General features: G+C 54.1%; 22 protein-coding genes. 14 read left to right on the top strand and 8 right to left on the bottom strand.

The window, feature by feature from the left end:
- The first annotated feature begins 383 nt into the window (after nucleotides 1–383).
- From cyoA to DFO56_RS16130, 6 genes are all read left to right on the top strand, one after another.
- Nucleotides 384–1,331: a cytochrome o ubiquinol oxidase subunit II gene (gene cyoA, locus DFO56_RS16155; protein ID WP_017458879.1), complete on the top strand. Its 948-nt coding sequence runs from the start codon at nucleotides 384–386 to the stop codon at nucleotides 1,329–1,331.
- Nucleotides 1,332–1,350: 19 nt separating this feature from the next.
- The gene (gene cyoB, locus DFO56_RS16150; RefSeq protein ID WP_020456767.1) at nucleotides 1,351–3,342 is read left to right on the top strand and encodes a cytochrome o ubiquinol oxidase subunit I; all 1,992 of its coding nucleotides are present in this window, start codon (nucleotides 1,351–1,353) and stop codon (nucleotides 3,340–3,342) included.
- On the top strand, nucleotides 3,332–3,946 hold the full coding sequence (locus DFO56_RS16145; RefSeq protein WP_017458877.1) for a cytochrome o ubiquinol oxidase subunit III: 615 nt from the start codon (nucleotides 3,332–3,334) through the stop codon (nucleotides 3,944–3,946). Before cyoB ends, DFO56_RS16145 begins: the two co-directional genes overlap by 11 nt.
- Nucleotides 3,946–4,272 carry a cytochrome o ubiquinol oxidase subunit IV gene (locus DFO56_RS16140; RefSeq protein WP_017458876.1) on the top strand — a complete coding sequence of 109 codons (327 nt, stop codon included), beginning with the start codon at nucleotides 3,946–3,948 and terminating at the stop codon, nucleotides 4,270–4,272. Before DFO56_RS16145 ends, DFO56_RS16140 begins: the two co-directional genes overlap by 1 nt.
- Nucleotides 4,273–4,284: 12 nt before the next feature.
- Complete coding sequence (cyoE, locus tag DFO56_RS16135) at nucleotides 4,285–5,172, top strand: heme o synthase (protein WP_017458875.1); 888 nt, start codon at nucleotides 4,285–4,287, stop codon at nucleotides 5,170–5,172.
- Between the two features lie 147 nt (nucleotides 5,173–5,319).
- Nucleotides 5,320–6,681 carry an MFS transporter gene (locus DFO56_RS16130; protein WP_045509230.1) on the top strand — a complete coding sequence of 454 codons (1,362 nt, stop codon included), beginning with the start codon at nucleotides 5,320–5,322 and terminating at the stop codon, nucleotides 6,679–6,681.
- 41 nt (nucleotides 6,682–6,722) lie between these two features.
- Here the strand turns inward: DFO56_RS16130 and DFO56_RS16125 are convergent, their stop codons facing one another.
- Nucleotides 6,723–7,214 (bottom strand): YajQ family cyclic di-GMP-binding protein, encoded by a 492-nt coding sequence (locus tag DFO56_RS16125; protein ID WP_045509232.1) that lies wholly within the window; start codon nucleotides 7,212–7,214, stop codon nucleotides 6,723–6,725.
- Between the two features lie 140 nt (nucleotides 7,215–7,354).
- On the opposite strand from DFO56_RS16125, the gene panE reads away from it, so the two are divergent.
- Together panE and yajL are read left to right on the top strand one after the other, a co-directional pair.
- Nucleotides 7,355–8,266 (top strand): 2-dehydropantoate 2-reductase, encoded by a 912-nt coding sequence (panE, locus tag DFO56_RS16120; protein ID WP_020456764.1) that lies wholly within the window; start codon nucleotides 7,355–7,357, stop codon nucleotides 8,264–8,266.
- A complete protein-coding gene (gene yajL, locus DFO56_RS16115) occupies nucleotides 8,229–8,822 on the top strand; it encodes a protein deglycase YajL (RefSeq protein ID WP_045509234.1) in 594 nt (197 codons plus the stop codon). Before panE ends, yajL begins: the two co-directional genes overlap by 38 nt.
- 92 nt (nucleotides 8,823–8,914) lie before the next feature.
- Here yajL and thiI read toward each other — a convergent pair whose 3' ends face one another.
- On the bottom strand, nucleotides 8,915–10,363 hold the full coding sequence (gene thiI, locus DFO56_RS16110; protein ID WP_020456762.1) for a tRNA uracil 4-sulfurtransferase ThiI: 1,449 nt from the start codon (nucleotides 10,361–10,363) through the stop codon (nucleotides 8,915–8,917).
- A 213-nt stretch (nucleotides 10,364–10,576) separates the two neighbouring features.
- Between thiI and xseB the strand changes: the two genes are divergently transcribed.
- The 4 genes from xseB to DFO56_RS16090 are packed head-to-tail and all read left to right on the top strand — an operon-like array spanning nucleotide 10,577 to nucleotide 14,641.
- Complete coding sequence (gene xseB / locus DFO56_RS16105; protein ID WP_017458869.1) at nucleotides 10,577–10,819, top strand: exodeoxyribonuclease VII small subunit; 243 nt, start codon at nucleotides 10,577–10,579, stop codon at nucleotides 10,817–10,819.
- The gene (ispA, locus tag DFO56_RS16100; RefSeq protein WP_045509236.1) at nucleotides 10,820–11,719 is read left to right on the top strand and encodes a (2E,6E)-farnesyl diphosphate synthase; all 900 of its coding nucleotides are present in this window, start codon (nucleotides 10,820–10,822) and stop codon (nucleotides 11,717–11,719) included.
- A 24-nt stretch (nucleotides 11,720–11,743) separates the two neighbouring features.
- Nucleotides 11,744–13,606, top strand: a complete 1,863-nt coding sequence (gene dxs / locus DFO56_RS16095) for a 1-deoxy-D-xylulose-5-phosphate synthase (RefSeq protein ID WP_045509239.1) — start codon at nucleotides 11,744–11,746, stop codon at nucleotides 13,604–13,606.
- A 60-nt stretch (nucleotides 13,607–13,666) separates the two neighbouring features.
- Entirely contained in the window at nucleotides 13,667–14,641 is a 975-nt protein-coding gene (locus DFO56_RS16090) for an aldo/keto reductase (protein WP_045509241.1), read from the top strand.
- Between the two features lie 37 nt (nucleotides 14,642–14,678).
- Here DFO56_RS16090 and pgpA read toward each other — a convergent pair whose 3' ends face one another.
- The 6 genes from pgpA to nrdR all read right to left on the bottom strand — a co-directional run bounded on the left by pgpA (nucleotide 14,679) and on the right by nrdR (nucleotide 18,779).
- On the bottom strand, nucleotides 14,679–15,194 hold the full coding sequence (gene pgpA / locus DFO56_RS16085) for a phosphatidylglycerophosphatase A (protein WP_045509243.1): 516 nt from the start codon (nucleotides 15,192–15,194) through the stop codon (nucleotides 14,679–14,681).
- On the bottom strand, nucleotides 15,172–16,149 hold the full coding sequence (thiL, locus tag DFO56_RS16080) for a thiamine-phosphate kinase (protein ID WP_045509246.1): 978 nt from the start codon (nucleotides 16,147–16,149) through the stop codon (nucleotides 15,172–15,174). Before thiL ends, pgpA begins: the two co-directional genes overlap by 23 nt.
- Nucleotides 16,150–16,224: 75 nt before the next feature.
- A complete protein-coding gene (nusB, locus tag DFO56_RS16075; protein WP_017458863.1) occupies nucleotides 16,225–16,644 on the bottom strand; it encodes a transcription antitermination factor NusB in 420 nt (139 codons plus the stop codon).
- Between the two features lie 19 nt (nucleotides 16,645–16,663).
- On the bottom strand, nucleotides 16,664–17,134 hold the full coding sequence (ribE, locus tag DFO56_RS16070) for a 6,7-dimethyl-8-ribityllumazine synthase (protein WP_020456756.1): 471 nt from the start codon (nucleotides 17,132–17,134) through the stop codon (nucleotides 16,664–16,666).
- Nucleotides 17,135–17,223: 89 nt separating this feature from the next.
- Nucleotides 17,224–18,327 (bottom strand): bifunctional diaminohydroxyphosphoribosylaminopyrimidine deaminase/5-amino-6-(5-phosphoribosylamino)uracil reductase RibD, encoded by a 1,104-nt coding sequence (ribD, locus tag DFO56_RS16065; protein ID WP_045509249.1) that lies wholly within the window; start codon nucleotides 18,325–18,327, stop codon nucleotides 17,224–17,226.
- 2 nt (nucleotides 18,328–18,329) lie between these two features.
- Complete coding sequence (gene nrdR / locus DFO56_RS16060) at nucleotides 18,330–18,779, bottom strand: transcriptional regulator NrdR (RefSeq protein WP_017458860.1); 450 nt, start codon at nucleotides 18,777–18,779, stop codon at nucleotides 18,330–18,332.
- Nucleotides 18,780–18,932: 153 nt separating this feature from the next.
- Between nrdR and DFO56_RS16055 the strand changes: the two genes are divergently transcribed.
- The gene (locus DFO56_RS16055; protein ID WP_045509252.1) at nucleotides 18,933–19,475 is read left to right on the top strand and encodes a DUF3251 domain-containing protein; all 543 of its coding nucleotides are present in this window, start codon (nucleotides 18,933–18,935) and stop codon (nucleotides 19,473–19,475) included.
- Nucleotides 19,476–19,769: 294 nt separating this feature from the next.
- The gene (locus DFO56_RS16050; protein ID WP_045509255.1) at nucleotides 19,770–20,639 is read left to right on the top strand and encodes a nucleoside-specific channel-forming protein Tsx; all 870 of its coding nucleotides are present in this window, start codon (nucleotides 19,770–19,772) and stop codon (nucleotides 20,637–20,639) included.
- The last annotated feature ends 10 nt before the right edge of the window (nucleotides 20,640–20,649 follow it).

Genomic DNA, 20,649 nt, shown 5'->3' with positions numbered 1-20,649 from the left:
AAAAAATCTTAATTGTTTTGTGCCTTATAAATTAAAGGCTACTCTTTAACGATTCAGCACGGTTATTAATTGTTGGGTTTCAAGTTCGTTCCAATAATGTTCGATATTTGCTGGATATTTGTTAAATAAATGTATATTTAACTGATTGGTTATACCAATTTACCCCCTGGACTGATTGTCATATAATTTTTCCGTTATAATCTCACTCTCTGGCAGTGCGAATCGCTTTTTTTACAGATTGTTGCATTCGATGTGACATAAACGGCAAAAGCCAGTAACACCTTACTGACACAGAGCCAATCATGTTTACAGTAACGTAACCTTTCCGTAAAATGCCCGCACACTTTAAGCGCCACCAGATCCCGTGGAATTGAGGTCGTTAAATGAGACTCAGGAAATACAATAAAAGTTTGGGATGGTTGTCATTAATCGCCGGTACTGTTTTACTCAGTGGCTGCGATTCTGCACTTCTTGACCCCAAAGGACAGATTGGACTGGAGCAACGTTCGCTGATACTGACGGCTTTTGGCCTGATGTTGATTGTCGTTATTCCCGCCATCTTGATGGCCGTTGGTTTCGCCTGGAAGTATCGTGCGAGCAATAAAGATGCGAAGTATAGCCCTAACTGGTCACACTCCAATAAAGTGGAAGCTGTGGTCTGGACGGTACCTATTCTGATCATCCTGTTCCTCGCCGTATTGACATGGAAAACCACCCACGCGCTCGAACCGAGCAAACCATTAGCCCATGACGAACAACCGATCACCATTGAAGTTGTTTCTATGGACTGGAAATGGTTCTTCATCTATCCGGAGCAGGGCATTGCTACCGTGAACGAAATCGCCTTCCCGGCTAACGTTCCGGTTCAGTTCAAAGTGACCTCCAACTCCGTGATGAACTCGTTCTTTATCCCGAAACTGGGTAGCCAGATTTATGCGATGGCCGGTATGCAGACTAACCTGCATCTGATCGCCAACGAAGCTGGTACCTACGATGGTATCTCCGCAAGCTACAGCGGCCCGGGCTTCTCGGGTATGAAGTTTAAAGCAATTGCTACGCCGGACCGTGCCGCATTCGACCAGTGGGTCGCAAAAGCGAAACAAGCTCCGAATACCCTGCCGGATATGGCAGCGTATGACAAACTTGCTGCGCCAAGCGAATACAACAAGGTTGAATACTTCTCCAGCGTGAAACCCGATTTGTTTAAAGACGTTATCAACAAATTTATGGGCCACGGCATGAGCATGGACATGAACCAACCGAAGGGCGAGCATAGCGAGCACGAAGGTATGGAAGGCATGGACATGAGCCACGCGGAAACCTCTCACTAAGGGGTCGAGGAAGAAAACGATGTTCGGAAAATTGACACTGGATGCAGTCCCCTACCATGAACCCATTATTGTGGTTACGGTGGCTGCCATTATCATCGGTGGCCTGGCATTACTGGCCCTGATTACTTACTTCGGTAAGTGGAACTACTTGTGGAAAGAGTGGCTGACTTCGGTTGACCACAAAAAGCTCGGTATCATGTACTGCATCGTCGGTATCGTGATGCTGATTCGTGGCTTTGCTGACGCCATCATGATGCGTAGCCAGCAAGCACTCGCCTCGGCCGGTGAAGCAGGCTTCCTGCCGCCGCACCACTACGATCAGATCTTCACCGCCCATGGCGTGATCATGATCTTCTTCGTAGCAATGCCGCTGGTTATCGGTCTGATGAACGTGGTGATCCCACTGCAGATCGGCGCGCGCGACGTGGCGTTCCCGTTCCTCAACAACCTGAGCTTCTGGTTCACGGTTGTCGGTGTGATCCTGGTTAACCTGTCTCTCGGCGTGGGTGAATTCGCGCAGACTGGCTGGCTGGCTTATCCGCCGCTATCGGGAATTGAATACAGTCCTGGTGTCGGGGTTGATTACTGGATCTGGGCACTTCAGCTCTCCGGTATCGGTACGACGCTGACCGGTATCAACTTCTTCGTGACCATTCTGAAGATGCGTGCGCCGGGCATGACCATGTTCAAGATGCCGGTATTTACCTGGGCATCACTGTGCGCCAACGTGCTGATCATCGCCTCGTTCCCGATCCTGACTGTCACCATCGCGCTGCTGACCCTGGACCGCTATCTGGGTACCCATTTCTTCACCAACGAAATGGGCGGCAACATGATGATGTACATCAACTTGATCTGGGCCTGGGGCCATCCGGAAGTGTACATCCTGGTTCTGCCGGTATTCGGTGTGTTCTCGGAAGTCGCCGCGACCTTCTCGCGTAAGCGTCTGTTCGGTTACACCTCGCTGGTATGGGCGACCGTGTGTATTACCGTACTGTCGTTCATCGTTTGGTTGCACCACTTCTTCACCATGGGTGCAGGCGCGAACGTTAACGCCTTCTTCGGTATCGCCACCATGATTATCGCCATCCCGACCGGGGTGAAGATCTTCAACTGGCTGTTCACCATGTACCAGGGCCGTATCGTGTTCCATTCAGCAATGATGTGGACCATCGGCTTTATCGTGACCTTCTCTGTGGGCGGTATGACCGGCGTACTGCTGGCGGTACCGGGCGCGGACTTTGTGCTGCACAACAGTCTGTTCCTGATTGCTCACTTCCATAACGTCATCATCGGCGGTGTGGTATTTGGTTGCTTTGCGGGTATCACTTACTGGTGGCCGAAAGCGTTTGGTTTCACCCTGAATGAAACCTGGGGTAAACGCGCGTTCTGGTTCTGGATCATCGGCTTCTTCGTAGCATTTATGCCACTGTATGTGCTGGGCTTTATGGGTATGACCCGTCGCCTGAGCCAGCAGATCGATCCGCAGTTCCACTCAATGCTGGTGGTTGCCGCTTGCGGCGCTGCGCTGATTGCCTGCGGTATTCTGTGCCAGTTGATTCAGTACTACGTCTCCATCCGCGACCGCCACCTCAACCGTGACCTGACCGGTGACCCGTGGGGCGGCCGTACGCTGGAGTGGGCAACCTCTTCTCCGCCGCCGTTCTACAACTTCGCTGAAGTGCCACACGTTCATGAGCGTGATGCATTCTGGGAAATGAAAGAAAAAGGCGAAGCGTACAAGCAACCTGCGCATTATGAAGAAATTCATATGCCGAAAAACAGCGGTGCGGGCATTGTTATTGCCGCTTTCGCAACGGTGTTTGGCTTTGCCATGATCTGGCACATCTGGTGGATGGCGATCGTCGGTTTCGCCGGCATCGTAATTAGCTGGATTGTGAAAAGCTTTGACGAGGACGTGGATTACTACGTACCGGTTGCAGAAATCGAAAAACTGGAAAACCAGCATTTCGATGAGATCAAAAAGGCAGGGCTGAAAAATGGCAACTGATACTCTGACGACTGCGAACGCCCACGCGCACGAACATGGGCACCATGATTCAGGACCGACCAAAGTCTTCGGTTTCTGGATCTACCTGATGAGCGACTGCATTCTGTTCTCGATCCTGTTCGCGACCTATGCCGTGTTAGTGAATAACACGGCGGGTGGCCCGTCGGGTAAAGACATCTTTGAACTGCCGTTCGTTCTGGTGGAAACCGCCCTGCTGCTGTTCAGCTCCATCACCTATGGCATGGCGGCGATCGCCATGTATAAGAACAACAAAAGCCAGGTTGTTTCCTGGCTGGCGTTGACCTGGCTGTTCGGCGCAGGCTTCATCGGGATGGAACTCTATGAATTCCATCACCTGATTGTTGAAGGTATGGGTCCGGATCGCAGCGGCTTCCTGTCAGCGTTCTTCGCGCTGGTTGGCACCCACGGTCTGCACGTGACCTCGGGTCTGATCTGGATGGCAGTGCTGATGTTCCAGATTTCCCGTCGCGGCCTGACCAGTACAAACCGTACGCGTATCCTGTGCCTGAGCCTGTTCTGGCACTTCCTGGACGTCGTATGGATTTGTGTATTCTCAGTCGTTTATCTGATGGGGGCGATGTAATGAGTCATTCAACCGATCATGGCGCTTCCCACGGTAGCGTAAAAACCTACATGACAGGTTTTATCCTGTCGATCATCCTGACGGTGATCCCGTTCTGGATGGTGATGAGCGGTACTGCGTCCCACGTGGCGATTCTCGGCACTGTGCTGGTGACAGCAGTGGTACAGATTCTGGTGCATCTGGTGTGCTTCCTGCACATGAACACCAAGTCTGATGAAGGCTGGAACATGACGGCTTTCGTCTTTACTGTGCTGATCATCGCGATCGTGGTGGTAGGTTCCATCTGGATTATGTGGAACCTCAACTACAACATGATGGTTCGATAAGAGCGGCGAAGTATGTTTAAGCAATACCTGCAAGTCACGAAACCGGGCATTATTTTTGGCAACTTGATCTCCGTGATCGGGGGATTCCTGCTGGCCTCTAAAGGCCACATTGATTACCCCCTGTTCATCTACACGCTGATTGGTGTGTCGCTGGTGGTCGCCTCTGGTTGTGTTTTTAACAACTACATCGATCGTGACATCGACAAAAAGATGGAACGGACGAAAAACAGGGTGCTGGTCAGAGGGCTGATCTCGCCAAAAGTCTCGCTGGTTTACGCCGCCTTGCTGGGTATTGCTGGCTTCATGCTGCTGTGGTTTGGCGCCAACCCGCTGGCCTGCTGGCTCGGGGTAATGGGGTTCGTGGTATATGTGGGCGTCTACAGCCTGTATATGAAACGCCACTCCGTTTACGGTACGCTGATTGGTTCACTCTCCGGCGCTGCGCCGCCGGTGATTGGCTACTGCGCCGTCACCAACGAGTTTGACAGCGGCGCGGCGATCCTGCTGGCGATTTTCAGCCTGTGGCAGATGCCTCACTCGTATGCCATCGCGATTTTCCGCTTTAAGGATTATCAGGCAGCGAATATCCCGGTACTGCCGGTAGTGAAAGGCATTTCCGTGGCGAAAAACCATATCACGCTCTACATCCTGGCGTTCGCTATCGCCACCTTGATGCTGTCGCTTGGCGGCTACGCCGGTTACAAATACCTGGTCGTTGCCGCAGCGGTAAGCCTCTGGTGGCTGGGCATGGCGCTACGTGGTTATAAAGTTGAGGATGACAAGGTGTGGGCGCGCAAACTGTTCGTCTTCTCCATTGTCGCTATCACCTCGCTCAGCGTGATGATGTCGGTCGATTTTATGGTGCCGGATTCCCATAACCTGTTGACCTACGTCTGGTGATCCAAACCGCCATTATAAAGGGTGCTACGGCACCCTTTTTTCATGCCCAAACGCCCCGCTCTACAGGTAATATTTGTTAATTAAGCTGTTATTTACCCCGCCCTGCCCCCGCACTACACTATGTCCGGTTTTCAAATTGAGGTGGTAATGAACGATTATAAAATGACGCCAGGCGAGTTGCGCGCCACCTGGGGTTTAGGGACTGTATTCTCACTGCGCATGCTCGGCATGTTTATGGTCCTGCCCGTTCTGACCACGTACGGTATGGCGCTGCAGGGCGCCAGTGAAGCACTCATCGGTCTGGCGATTGGTATTTATGGCCTCGCGCAAGCCGTGTTTCAAATTCCCTTTGGCTTGCTTTCTGACCGCATCGGCCGCAAGCCGCTTATCGTTGGCGGGTTAGCGATTTTTGTCGCCGGGAGCGTGATTGCCGCCCTTTCCGATTCTATCTGGGGCATTATTCTTGGCCGCGCATTACAAGGCTCCGGTGCCATCGCCGCCGCTGTTATGGCGCTTCTTTCCGATCTCACTCGCGAACAGAATCGCACTAAAGCGATGGCCTTTATCGGCGTTAGTTTTGGCGTCACCTTCGCCATCGCCATGGTTCTTGGCCCGATTATCACGCATCAGTTGGGTTTGCATGCGCTGTTCTGGATGATTGCCGGGCTGGCAACTGCCGGTATTGCGTTGACTATCTGGGTCGTGCCAGACAGTCAGCAACATGTGCGTAACCGCGAATCCGGCATGGTGAAAGACTGTTTCCAGATGGTGATGGTCAACCCGAAGCTGCTAAAACTCAACTTTGGCATTATGTGCCTGCATATCCTGCTGATGTCGACGTTTGTTGCCCTGCCAGGCCAACTCGAAGCCGCCGGTTTTCTCGCACCGGATCACTGGAAAATCTACCTGGTCACCATGCTTATCTCTTTCGTTTCGGTGGTGCCATTTATTATCTACGCCGAAGTGAAGCGCCGCATGAAGCGCGTTTTCGTGTTCTGCGTGGCGCTGTTGCTGATTGCGGAAATCGTGTTGTGGGGCGCGGGGCCACATTTCTGGGAAATTGTCATTGGTGTACAGATCTTTTTCCTCGCCTTTAACCTTATGGAAGCATTACTACCCTCGTTAATCAGCAAAGAAGCGCCCGCGGGCTATAAAGGCACGGCGATGGGGATTTACTCCACCAGCCAGTTTATCGGCGTGGCAATTGGCGGCGCGCTCGGCGGCTGGGTAGATGGTCTGTTTGATTCACAAACGGTATTTCTTGCCGGTGCATTGCTGGCGATGGTCTGGCTGCTTGTCGCAGGCACCATGCAGGAACCGCCCTATGTCAGCAGCCTGCGCATCGCGATCCCGGAAAATGTCATCATCAATGAAGCGTTGCAAAAACGTTTGCTGGCAACAAAGGGAGTAAGTGAAGTATTAGTGGTTACCGAAGAGCGTAGCGCTTACGTCAAGATTGACAGTAAGGTCACTAACCGCTTTGAGGTTGAACAAGCCGTAGCGGGTTAACGCTGCGACACGCTCTCTCCGCCGGGGAGAGAGCGCGTACATTAATCGCGGAAGTTTTTGAACTGGAACGGCTGGCCAAGATTACCGCCGCGTACCAGTGTCATAACAGACTGCAAGTCATCACGAGATTTCCCGGTCACACGAATTTCTTCGCCCTGAATCTGCGCCTGCACTTTCAGTTTGCTGTCTTTAATCAGTTTGATGATTTTCTTCGCTGTCGGCGCATCAATGCCCTGCTTCAGTTTTGCTTCCACGAACCAAGTCTTGCCGCTGTGCACAAACTCTTCCGGCACGTCCAGCGACGCCCCTTCAATGCCGCGTTTCAGCAATTTCGCGCGTAAAATATCCAGAAGCTGGTTAACCTGGAAATCGGATTCGCTCAGAACTTTAATAGTCTGTTTCTCTTCGTTCAGTTCAAACGTGGCTTCAACGTTGCGAAAATCAAAGCGAGTCCCTACTTCACGGGTCGCATTCTCAACGCCGTTTTGCACTTCACGCATTTCAACTTCGGAAACGATATCGAAAGATGGCATCTTTTTCTTCTCCCTCTGCATTTGTTGCGTTGCATAATACCCGCAACGAGGCATAACTCAACTTGTAATACGGGAAGCTTAGCCGACAGCGCTATAATGGTGAAAGCAACACCTGGCGACGTTGCAGGTGAGGAGGATAAATGAGAATTACCGTACTCGGATGCGGTGCTTTAGGGCAATTGTGGTTAACCGCGTTGTGTAAAAAGGGACATGAGGTACAGGGTTGGTTGCGCGTGCCACAGCCATTTTGCAGTGTGAATGTCGTTGATGAAGACGGCTCAATATTTAACGAATCCCTGACGGCCAACGATCCTGAATTCCTGGCGCGTAGCGATTTATTGCTGGTGACGTTAAAAGCGTGGCAAGTTTCCGATGCGGTGAAAGGGCTGGCAGCAACACTCTCACCTTCAACCCCCGTGCTACTGATTCACAACGGCATGGGCACTGTCGAAGAGTTGAAAGCACTGGCGAATCCGTTACTGATCGGTACGACTACTCATGCTGCGCGCCGTGATGGCAACGTTATCGTGCACGTTGCCAGCGGTACCACGCACATTGGCCCGGCGCGACAGCAGGATGGCGAGTTCAGCTATCTGGCCGACATCCTGCAGGATGTGCTGCCGGACGTGGCCTGGCATAACACGATCCGTCCGGCGCTGTGGCGCAAGCTGGCGGTGAACTGCGTCATCAACCCGTTAACCGCGCTGCATGACTGTAAAAATGGCGATCTGCGAGCGTTCCCGGAGGAGATCCAAAAGGTGACGCGTGAAGTTGCTGCGGTGATTGAACGTGAAGGCCACCATATTTCTGCCGATGATTTACTGAGCTACGTGAATCAGATTATTGAAAACACGGCAGAAAATATCTCATCTATGCTGCAGGACGTACGCGCGATGCGCCATACCGAGTGTGATTATATTACGGGTTACCTGCTCAGGCGCGCCCGCGCGCACGGTATTGCGGTGCCGGAAAACGCCCGTCTGTATGAAATGATTAAACGTAAGGAGAGTGAGTATGAGCGCATCGGCTCTGATATGTCTCGCCCCTGGTAGTGAAGAAACCGAAGCGGTCACCACTATCGATCTGCTGGTACGTGGTGGAATTGCCGTTACTACCGCCAGCGTCGCCAGTGATGGCAACCTGGTCGTTACTTGCTCACGCGGCGTAAAACTGCTGGCGGATGCGCCGTTAGTAGAAGTAGCCGATGGCGATTACGACGTGATTGTGCTGCCCGGCGGCCTGAAAGGGGCGGAGTGTTTTCGCGATAGTCCGTTACTGGTGGAAACCGTGCGCCAGTTTCACCTCTCGGGCCGTATCGTCGCCGCAATTTGTGCTGCGGCGGGCACCGTGCTGGTGCCGCATGAGATTTTCCCGCTGGGCAATATGACCGGCTTTCCAGGCCTGAAAGAGACTATTCCCGCCGAACAGTGGCAGGATAAACGCGTCGTGTGGGATCCGCGCGTTAATCTGCTCACCAGCCAGGGGCCGGGTACCGCCATCGATTTTGGTTTGAAGATCATTGATTTACTGGTGGGGCGCGAAAAAGCGCACGAAGTGGCGTCACAACTGGTGATGGCTGCCGGAATTTATAACTACTACGAAGCCTGAAAACAAAAAGCCCGGCGGTGCGATGCCTGCCGGGCTTTCAATGCAAAGTAACGCGAAAGCTGCCGGAAAAGGTCACCCTCTCCGGCAGTTTTTTATGGGCGATAAACTTTAACGTTGGTAAAACCCTGCTCGCGCAGATAGAGCGCCTGCAAGCGGCTCATCACGCCGCGCTCGCACCACAGCAACCAGGTTTTGTTCTGATCGAGGTCGCCAAATTTGGTGCTCAGTTTATAGAACGGCAGCGAAACCACGTCGATCCCTTCCAGCTTCAGCGGTTTGTCATCCTGTTCATCAATAGAGCGGATATCCAGGATCACATCGTTCGGGCCAAAACCATTGACCGTTTCAACTTCGACCACGGTTTCCTGGGTCTGCTGGGCGATTTCGCGGATATCGATATTGCTCGCTTCAGCAACCACTTTATCGAGGATGGAGAAGTCGAAATGTTCCTCTTCCGCTTCGATTTTCGCCTTCACCGCTTTTACAGTTGGGCTTTTCGAGATCACACCACAATACTCCGGCATGGTACGGGCGAAATCTTCAGTACCGATTTCACGCGCCAGATCGATGATGTGCTCTTTATCGTAAGAGATAAGCGGGCGCAAAATCAGCGTGTCAGAAACGTTGTCGATTAAACGCAGGTTGGTCAGCGTCTGGCTGGACACCTGGCCCAGTGCTTCACCGGTCACCAGCGCCTGCACGCCGTAGCGTTCAGCCACTTTTGACGCTGCGCGCACCATCATGCGTTTCAACACCACGCCCATCTGGCCATCATCCACTTTTTCGAGGATTTCACCGACCACTGGCTCAAAGTTGATCGCCACAAACCGTACACGGTGAGAACTGCCAAAACGGTTCCACAGGTAGTGCGCGACCTGGCGAACACCAATTTCATGCGCGGCGCCGCCCAGGTTAAAGAAGCAGTAGTGTACGCGGCAACCGCGACGCATCAGCATATAGCTGGAAACGCCGGAGTCGAAACCGCCGGAGATGAGCGACAGCACATCTTCCTGAGTGCCGATCGGGAAACCGCCAATACCTTCATAACGGCCTTTCACTAACAGCAGGCGATCGTCTTCGATCTCCAGATTCACCGTCACATCCGGGTGAGTCAGTTTGACGCGCGCAGAGTCGACATGCTGGTTCAGACCGCCGCCGACGTAACGTTCAACTTCAATCGAGCTAAACTCATGTTTGCCGCGGCGTTTAACGCGCACGCAGAAGGTTTTACCTTCGATCTGCTCGCGGTACTGCACCAGCGCTTTCTCAAAAATGTCGTGCAGCGAGGTGAAAGGAACATCTTCCACTTCGAGAATATGGTGGATGCCCGGAATACGGGTCAGCGCGTCGCGGATAGCCAGGCGCTGATTTTCATCTTTGGCGCGCACTTCGATATGATCCCAGTGGCGGACAACGGCGAGGGTCTCGTCGTAGTGCTTCAGAACGTTACGAATGTTCCCGGTCAAAATTTTAATAAAGCGCAAACGCACAGATTGGCTTTTGATGGTGATTTCCGGGAACAATTTAATGATAAACTTCATGGCGGCAATGGTTCGTTGGCAAGCCCGGCTGGGCCTGTATAGGAAAATAGTACAGCAGCCCCATACCCGCGGCTGCATCCAGGCGCAGGAGTATACCACCATCGCAATAAAGCTGCGCACATTGCATTACCATTGCGCGTTATTTGCTAAGCGCCGTGACTTCGCTACCATAGCTACGTTGAGCCAGAACAATAGAAGAGTCAGACATTCACTATGCCAAAGAAAAACGACGCACCGGCCAGTTTTGAAACAGCGCTAAGCGAACTGGAACAGATTGTCACTCGTCTTGAAAGCGGCGATCTACCGCTTGAAGAGGCACTCAATGAATTCGAACGCGGCGTGCAGCTGGCGCGCCAGGGACAGGTGAAACTCCAGCAGGCGGAACAACGCGTGCAGATCCTGCTCTCTGATTCACAAGAGGCTCCCCTTACGCCTTTTGCTCCGGACGCTGAATAAATGGATTTCGATCAACAGCTACAGGCCTGTGTCTCTCAGGCCAATGAAGCGCTGCGCCGATTTATCGCGCCACTGCCCTTTCAGAACACTCCTCTGGTTGAGGCCATTTCCTATGGCGCATTATTAGGCGGTAAACGTCTGCGTCCTTTTTTGGTTTATGCCACAGGCAACATGTTCGGCGTTAGCCAGCAAACGCTGGATGCGCCTGCAGCGGCGGTGGAGTGTATTCACGCTTACTCGCTGATCCACGACGATCTGCCCGCCATGGATGATGATGATCTCCGCCGGGGTTTACCGACTTGCCATATTAAGTTTGGTGAAGCCAGCGCCATCCTCGCGGGTGATGCGTTACAAACTCTGGCTTTCTCCATTCTTGCAGATGCGCCAATGGCAGAAGTCGATGCGCGTGACCGGCTGGCGATGGTTTCGGAACTGGCTCACGCCAGCGGCGTCGCAGGAATGTGCGGCGGCCAGGCGCTGGATCTCGCAGCGGAAGGCAAGCGGGTTTCGCTGGCTGAACTGGAGCAGATCCATCGCCACAAAACCGGCGCGCTGATTCGCGCAGCGGTGCGAATGGGCGCGCTAAGCGCTGGGGATAAAGGCCGCGAAGCCCTGCCATTGCTCGATCGCTATGCCGAATGCGTTGGTCTGGCGTTCCAGGTTCAGGATGACATTCTGGATGTTGTCGGCGATACTGCGACGCTTGGCAAACGCCAGGGCGCTGACCAGCAACTGGGGAAAAGCACCTATCCCGCACTACTGGGCCTTGAGCAAGCCCGGACAAAAGCCCGCGACCTGATTGACGACGCCCGGCAAGCTTTAAGCCTGCTTGCGGCACAGTCGCTGGATACGACGGCACTGGAAGCACTGGCGAATTACATAATCCAGCGTGATAAATAACGAAAACACCACGATGAGTCTCTGATGAGTTTTGATATAGCCAAATACCCGACGCTGGCGCTGGTTGATACCACGCAAGAGTTGCGCCTGCTGCCGAAAGAGAGCCTGCCGAAGCTATGCGACGAACTGCGCCGCTATCTGCTCGACAGCGTGAGCCGCTCCAGCGGGCACTTCGCCTCCGGGCTTGGCACGGTTGAATTGACCGTCGCGCTACATTACGTCTACAACACGCCGTTTGATCAGTTGATCTGGGACGTGGGCCACCAGGCGTATCCGCATAAAATTCTGACCGGACGTCGTGACAAAATCGGCACCATCCGCCAGAAGAACGGGTTGCACCCTTTTCCCTGGCGCGGCGAAAGCGAATACGACGTGCTGAGCGTTGGCCATTCATCGACGTCCATTAGCGCCGGTATTGGTGTCGCCGTCGCGGCGGCAAAAGAAGGCAAACAGCGCCGCACCGTCTGCGTGATTGGCGATGGCGCGATCACCGCTGGCATGGCATTTGAAGCCATGAACCACGCGGGTGATATCCGCCCGGATATGCTGGTGGTGTTAAACGACAACGAGATGTCGATTTCTGAGAATGTCGGCGCGCTGAATAATCACCTGGCGCAGTTGCTCTCCGGCAAGCTCTACTCCACGCTGCGCGAAGGTGGCAAAAAAGTGCTTTCCGGCGTACCGCCGATTAAAGAGCTGATTAAGCGCACCGAAGAGCACATCAAAGGAATGGTGGTGCCGGGTACGCTCTTTGAAGAGCTGGGCTTTAATTATATCGGCCCGGTCGACGGTCACGATGTGCTGGGGTTAGTGCAGACGCTGCGCAATATGCGCGATCTGAAAGGTCCGCAGTTCCTGCATATCATGACCAAAAAAGGGCGCGGTTATGAACCGGCCGAAAAAGATCCGATCACTTTCCACGCCGTACCGAAGTTTGATCCGACCAGCGGAACGCTGCCAAAAAGCAGCGGCGGCATGCCGAGCTATTCGAAGATTTTCGGCGACTGGCTGTGCGAAACCGCGGCGAAAGACAGCAAGCTGATGGCGATCACACCGGCGATGCGTGAAGGTTCCGGCATGGTCGAGTTCTCACGCAAATACCCGGATCAATACTTTGATGTGGCGATTGCCGAACAGCACGCGGTGACATTTGCCGCAGGTCTTGCGATTGGCGGCTACAAGCCGGTGGTGGCGATTTACTCCACCTTCCTGCAACGCGCCTACGATCAGGTTATTCATGATGTGGCGATCCAGAAACTGCCGGTGCTCTTCGCTATCGACCGTGCCGGGATCGTTGGCGCAGACGGTCAGACTCACCAGGGGGCGTTTGATATTTCGTATCTGCGCTGCATCCCGGGAATGGTGGTGATGACACCGAGCGATGAAAACGAATGTCGCCAGATGCTGTTTACCGGCTATCACTACGCAGATGGCCCAAGCGCGGTGCGCTACCCGCGCGGTAATGCAGTTGGTGTGCCGCTGCAACCGCTGGAAAAAATGCCTATCGGCAAAGGTGTGGTGAAACGCCGTGGCGAAAAAGTGGCAATTCTTAATTTTGGCACGCTATTGCCGGAGGCCGAAAAAGCCGCCGAAGCGCTGAACGCCACGCTTATCGATATGCGTTTTGCCAAACCGCTGGATGAGGCGCTGATTCTGGAAACCGCCGCACACCATGAATCGCTGGTAACGCTGGAAGAAAACGCCATTATCGGTGGCGCAGGTAGCGGCGTGAATGAAGTGCTGATGGCTCACCGCAAACCAGTACCGGTGCTGAATCTTGGGCTGCCGGATTTCTTTATCCCGCAGGGCACGCAGGATGAAGCCCGCGCTGAAATAGGCCTGGATGCCGCAGGCATTGAATCCCGCATCAGAAACTGGCTTGCCTGACCCTCCCCCATCCGCTCCTGCTATGCTTAAACGTACGTTTTGACAAGCAGGAGTGGAACCATGCAATACAACACATTAGGAAAAACAGACCTGAAGGTTTCCCGCCTTTGTCTGGGCTGCATGACGTTTGGCGAACCGGATCGCGGTAAACACGCCTGGACTTTGCCCGAAGAGAGCAGCCGCCCCATCATCAAACGCGCCCTGGAAGGCGGGATTAACTTTTTCGATACCGCAAACAGCTACTCAGACGGCAGCAGTGAAGAGATTGTTGGCCGGGCGCTGCGTGATTTCGCCCGCCGCGAAGATGTGGTCGTCGCGACCAAAGTGTATCACCAGGTTGGCGACCTGCCCGAAGGCCTATCACGCGCGCAAATTTTGCGCTCCATTGACGACAGCCTGCGGCGTCTTGGCATGGACTATGTGGATTTACTGCAAATTCATCGCTGGGATTACACCACGCCTATCGAAGAGACACTTGAAGCGCTGGACGAGGTTGTTAAAGCCGGTAAGGCCCGCTATATCGGCGCATCATCAATGCACGCCCGCCAGTTTGCCCAGGCGTTAGCGTTGCAGGAGCAAAATGGCTGGGCGCGCTTTGTCACCATGCAGGATCACTACAATCTGATCTACCGCGAAGAAGAGCGCGAGATGCTGCCGCTGTGCTACAAAGAGGGCGTGGCGATTATTCCGTGGAGCCCGCTGGCACGCGGTCGTTTAACGCGCCCGTGGGGGGAAACCACTGCGCGTCTGGTGTCGGATGAATTTGGCAAAACACTATACAGCGAAACGGATGACAACGACGCGCAGATCGCCGAGCGGCTGGCGGGTGTGGCAGAAGAGATTGGCGCATCGCGCGCGCAGGTCGCGCTGGCGTGGCTGCTGAGTAAACCCGGTGTTGCCGCGCCGATTATCGGTACATCGCGTGAAGAGCAACTGGACGACTTGCTGGGCGCGGTGGATTTAACGCTGAAACCGGAGCAGATAGCCGAGCTGGAAACGCCATATAAACCGCATCCTGTGGTGGGCTTTAAGTAAACGCGAAACCTCCCTCTCCCGCCGGGAGAGGGAAAGCTCAGATAAGGCCAGGCGGCCAGTGATGGCCAATCAGATAGAGCAGCCCGGCGGCGATGATCCCGGCGACAATATCATCGACCATGATCCCCATTCCGCCATGCACGTTGCGATCAAACCAGCGGATCGGCCACGGCTTCCACATATCCAGAATACGGAACAGCACAAACCCCACGGCGACCCATTGCCAGTCATTGGTCGGGAGCGCCATCAGCGTGATCCACATACCGATGAACTCATCCCAGACAATACTACCGTGATCGTGCACACCCATGTCTTTTGCCGTCTGGTGGCAGAAGTAAACGCCAAGCGAGATCCCAAACATCACCAGCAGCGAGTAGAGCTGCCAGGGCAAAAAAGTCATCGCCCACCAGAAGGGAATCGACGCCAGCGATCCCATCGTTCCCGGAACGATGGGGCTTAAACCGCTACCAAAGCCGGTAGCCAGCAGATGCCAGGGGTTGCGTAAGTTGAGACGGCTTTTAGCCACATCTTTAGTGCGCGGCAAAGTGGTCATATCCTTTCCAGTCAAGCGTCACGGCTTTGCCGTCACGGGTGAAATGCAACCCTTCAATATCCGCACTAATCTGCCCGATACAGGTAAAAGGCGCACCCAACTGACCAATCGCGACATCCAGCGCACCGCGGTTCAGCTCCGGCACGGTAAAGCACAATTCATAATCTTCCCCGCCGGAAAGCGCCCAGCGTAGCGCCTGATCCGGCATGACATGGCGGCGAACGGCGTTGGAAAATGGCAACGCATCCAGATCGATACGCGCGCCGCAGCCGCTGGCTTTCAGCACATGCGCGAGGTCGGAAATCAGGCCATCGGAGAGATCAATCGCCGAACTTGCGAGATTGCGCAGCGCCTGCCCCTGCAATACGCGCGGCGTTGGTCGCAGATGGCGCTTGAGCAAATACCGTGCATCGGCACTGTCGTTAACGGCTAAACGCTGTTGCAAAATCGCCAGCCCGGCAGCGCTGTCGCCCGGCGTACCGGTGACGTAGATCCAGTCACCCGGCTTTGCACCAGAACGTTTCATTGCCCGCCCAACCGGCACATAACCATGAATGCCAATCGTCATCGACAGCGGGCCACGCGTGGTGTCGCCGCCAATCAGTTGCATATCGTAGTAATTGAGCTGTTCGAACAGGCTATCACTAAAGGCTTGCAGCCAGGCTTCATCCGCCTCGGGCAGCGTCAGAGCCAGCGTTAACCACGCCGGATCGGCACCCATCGCCGCCAAATCGCTGAGATTCGATGCCATCGCTTTATACGCCAGATCGGCCGGATCGATATCCGGCAGAAAATGGTTGCCCGCCACCAGCGTATCGACGCTTATCGCCAGCATCTGTTTTTCGGGAACATTGAGTAGCGCGCAGTCGTCGCCGATGCCAGTTTCTACATCGCGACGGGAATTTCGTACGCGGTCAAAATAACGGGCAATCAGGGAAAATTCGCCGCATGCCATACGTTATGCCTCTGTAGAAAAAAGAAAAAGCCGGAACCGACGCGCAACGTGCAGCGCCAGTTTCCGGCTTGCGGATCACTTCTTGTGGGGACGGATCGCAGGTGCGGCTTTATCCAGCACGCCGTTAACAAACTTGTGGCTGTCTTCAGCGCCGAAGGTTTTTGCCAGTTCGATAGCCTCGTTGATTGCCACTTTGTACGGCACATCATCACGTTTGGACAGTTCGAACAGTGCGATACGCAATACCGCTTTCTCGACCTGGCCCAGCTCTTCGAGCAAACGGGACAGGTAAGGCTTCATTAAGCCATCGAGATATGCGCTATTAGTCGCCACCCCGGTCAACAGCTCGCGGAAATACAGGACGTCAACATCTTTCACGTCTTGCTCTGCCAGGAACTGGTATTCAACATCAGAGATGTCGTTCTGGGACAACTGCCAGGAGTAGAGCGCCTGGACGGCACACTCACGGGCGCGGCGACGAGCAGCAGGTTTCACGGAATTCCCCTTACAAAAATCAGGCCTTGATGGCTTTCAATACATTAATCATTTCAAGCGCGGTCAGCGCGGCTTCCGCACCTTTATTACCGGCTTTGGTGCCAGCGCGTTCGATGGCTTGTTCAATACTTTCAGTGGTCAGCACGCCGAAAGCCACCGGGATCTCACTGTCCTGGGCAACATGCGCCAGGCCATTGCTTGCACCGCCAGCAACATATTCGAAGTGCGCGGTACCGCCGCGGATCACGGTGCCAAGTGCAATCACCGCGTCATATTTACCGGTTTTGGCCAGCGCACCTGCCGCCAGCGGCAGTTCGTAAGCGCCAGGCACCCACACAACGGTGATGTTGTTATCTTTCACCTGACCGATGCGTTTCAGCGCATCAACCGCGCCTTCCAGCAGGCTGTCGTTGATGAAGTTGTTGAAACGCGCAATGGTGATGGCGACGCGAGCGTCCGGAGCAGCAACGTTGGCTTCAATAATGTTCATACACTTCCTTCACAGGTTCAGTTCGGACCCCGCAGGGGGGCGGATTTTAGCATAATATTTTACGCGCTGCTTCCCTTTTACAGCAGGCATCACGCATGAGTGAGATGCAGGCAGACATCCGGGCCAACCTGACGTATCTCATTGAATTTAAAGTGTGGTGCGTCCGCAAGCGCCGATAACCCCGGCAGCACGCACAGACCGCGGCCATCGCTGCCTAACAGTGTAGGTGCCAGATAGACAATCAGCTCATCCACCAGACCTGCCTGCAGTAACGCGCCGGCAAGGTGCGCACCCGCTTCGACCCACACACTGTTGATCTGCTGTTTGCCGAGCAGCATCATCAGCGTGACCAGATCGGCGTGGCCATTATGTTCCGGCACAATAATTTCACGCACATTTTCAGGCCACTGGCGCGCATCGGCGCGCGTGCGGGCAAACCAGATTTCTCCCGGCAGGCCGACTAACTGATGCTGCGGTGTCACCCGGTTCTGGCTGTCGACAACAATGCGTACCGGTTGACGCAAATTTTCCTGCGGGTAAAGCGCCTGCGTATCCGCATTTAACTCTGCCCAGCGCACGGTCAGCGCCGGATTGTCCGCCAGCACCGTTTCGCTGCTGGTCAGTATCGCGTGGCTTTGCGCGCGTAAAAGCTGTACATCACGGCGCGCCTGCGCTGAGGTGATCCACTGACTTTCGCCGCTGGCCATCGCGGTACGGCCATCAAGCGACGCGCCAAGCTTGAGTTGCACGTAAGGGAACCCGGTGCGCATGCGTTTGAGAAAGCCTTTATTCAGCGCTTCGGCTTCACTCATCATTAACCCGTGGCTGACTTCAATGCCCTCCTGCTGCAAGCGATACAAACCGCGCCCGGCAACCTGTGGGTTCGGATCCTGCATTGCGGCAACCACGCGCGCAACGCCGGCATTAATCAGCGCTTCACAGCATGGCGGTGTGCGTCCGTGATGGCTGCACGGTTCGAGCGTGACGTACGCCGTCGCGCCGCGAGCCCGTTCGCCCGCCATGCGCAACGCATGAACTTCCGCGTGCGGTTCGCCAGCGCGGTAATGAAAACCTTCGCCGACAATGTCGCCATTGTTGACAATTACGCAGCCGACACGCGGGTTCGGGTGAGTTGTAAAACGCCCGCGCTGCGCCAGTTTCAGCGCCCGCGCCATGTACATTTCGTCGTGCATGATTAGTCCTGTAGACGGGCGATCTCTTCGCCAAATTCGCGAATATCTTCAAAGCTACGGTAAACGGAGGCAAAGCGGACATAGGCCACTTTATCGAGCTTTTTCAGCTGCTCCATCACCAAATTGCCAATCATCTTACTCGGCACTTCCCTTTCGCCGGTTGCGCGAAGTTGCGATTTAATGTGATTCAGCGCCATTTCGACGTCATCTGCGCTGACCGGGCGCTTTTCGAGCGCTTTTAACATGCCACGACGCAGCTTCTCTTCATTGAAAGGTTCACGCACATCATTGCTTTTCACGACACGCGGCATCACAAGCTCCGCCACTTCAAAGGTGGTGAAACGCTCATTGCAGACCAGGCACTGCCGGCGACGGCGAACGGATGAACCTTCACCCACCAGGCGAGAATCGATAACTTTGGTATCCACGGCGAAACAGAATGGGCAATGCATACGGCGTCCTGATGTTAGAGTTAACTGAAATCTATTTTACCCTGAACTGGCATGACAACAAAGGCAGACCGTTTTTGAGACAATGGATCGATGGCAACGAGGCCGTTGCGATCTACCATTACAGAGAAGATCCTATCCAAGGAAACAGACACAATGACAAGACGTTACCTAAGAACCATGTTACTGGGAAGCCTTTTTGCCCTCAGTGCCTGCGCCCAGCAAAGCGAAGTTCGCCAGCTTCATCAAAGTGTCAGTACGCTAAATAATGAAATGAGCAAGCTGAACAAAGAGACGGTGAAAATCACCCAGCAGAACACGCTGAATGCCAAATCCGGGAGCGGCGTTTACCTGCTGCCCGGTGCGAACACGCCCGCCCGCTTGAATAGCCAAATCGGTATGCTGCGAATGTCGTTGCAAAATATCGCGCCGAATGCAGCGGGAACCCGCGTCGTGTTGCGGATCCAGGGCGAATCCAACGATCCGTTACCGGCTTTTAGCGGCACCGTTGAGTGGGGACAAATTCAGGGTACCACCGAAAACTATCAGGAAGTGAATGTACAAAACCAACTGATTAACGCACCGGCCAGCACACTCGCACCGAGCGACGTTGATATTCCGCTGCAACTTAACGGCATCACGCCAGAACAGTTAGGCTTTGTTCGCATTCACGATATCCAGCCCGCCAATTTGCAGTAACATCCGGGGCGACGCTGTCGCCCTTACTTACTCTCTGTTATGCATTTTCTTCTTTATTGTCATCTCTTCATCACATTCACCAATTTGCAATATCGATAAATGCCAGTACAATCGCCGTCGTTTATTGCACGCAAACGTGAACGCAATCGATTACGTGTGTGTCAATAATGTGAAACAACACATATTTTTGTGAACGCGGATACTTATAATAGGCGCGCAGAAATATGAAACATTTAGAAACTCCATGCGTGCTTTCTTTCACTCCCGTCTGGGATCTCAATCAGTGGCGTAATGATGAAAAAAACAATTCTCGCAGCCGGTGCTGCTCTGGCGCTTTCCGCTTCTTTTACTGCTAACGCAGCGGAAAACAGCAAACCTGAATACGTTTCCGGCTGGTGGCACCAGAGCGTAAACGTGGTGGGCAGCTACCACACCCGTTTCGGACCTGTTCCACGTAACGATACTTATCTGGAATATGAAGCGTTCGCCAAGAAAGATTGGTTTGATTTCTACGGCTACCTGGATGCGCCGGTCTTCTTCGGTGGTAACACCGGTGCGAAGGGGATCTGGAACCACGGTTCGCCGCTGTTTATGGAAATCGAGCCGCGTTTCTCTATTGATAAGCTGACTGGAACCGACCTGAGTTTCGGTCCGTTCAAAGAGTGGTACTTCGCCAACAACTACATTTACGACATGGGTCGCAACGCCTCCGGTCGCCAGAGCACCTGGTACATGGGCCTGGGTACCGACATCGACACCGGTCTGCCGATGAGCCTCTCCCTGAACGTCTATGCGAAATACCAGTGGCAGAACTACGATGCGCCAAACCAGAACGAGTGGGATGGCTACCGTTTCAAAGTGAAATATTTCGTGCCGATCACCAGCCTGTGGGGCGGCCAACTGAGCTATATCGGTTTTACCAACTTTGACTGGGGCTCAAAACTGGGTGACAGTCGCTACTATGTTAACGGCGAACAGTTCCGCACCAACAACTCGATTGCCTCCAGCCATATCCTCTCTCTGGGCTACGATCACTGGCACTACTCTGTGGTTGCGCGTTACTGGCACAATGGCGGTCAGTTCAAAGATGATGCAGCCTTGGGCGATAGCTATGTGCGTTCTACCGGTTGGGGTGGTTACCTGGTTGTTGGTTACAACTTCTAATCCCACTGCA

The sequence above is a fragment of the Kosakonia sp. AG348 genome (assembly GCF_003337365.1).
GTDB lineage: Bacteria > Pseudomonadota > Gammaproteobacteria > Enterobacterales > Enterobacteriaceae > Kosakonia.
This window is presented reverse-complemented; position numbering and strand designations above follow the sequence as displayed.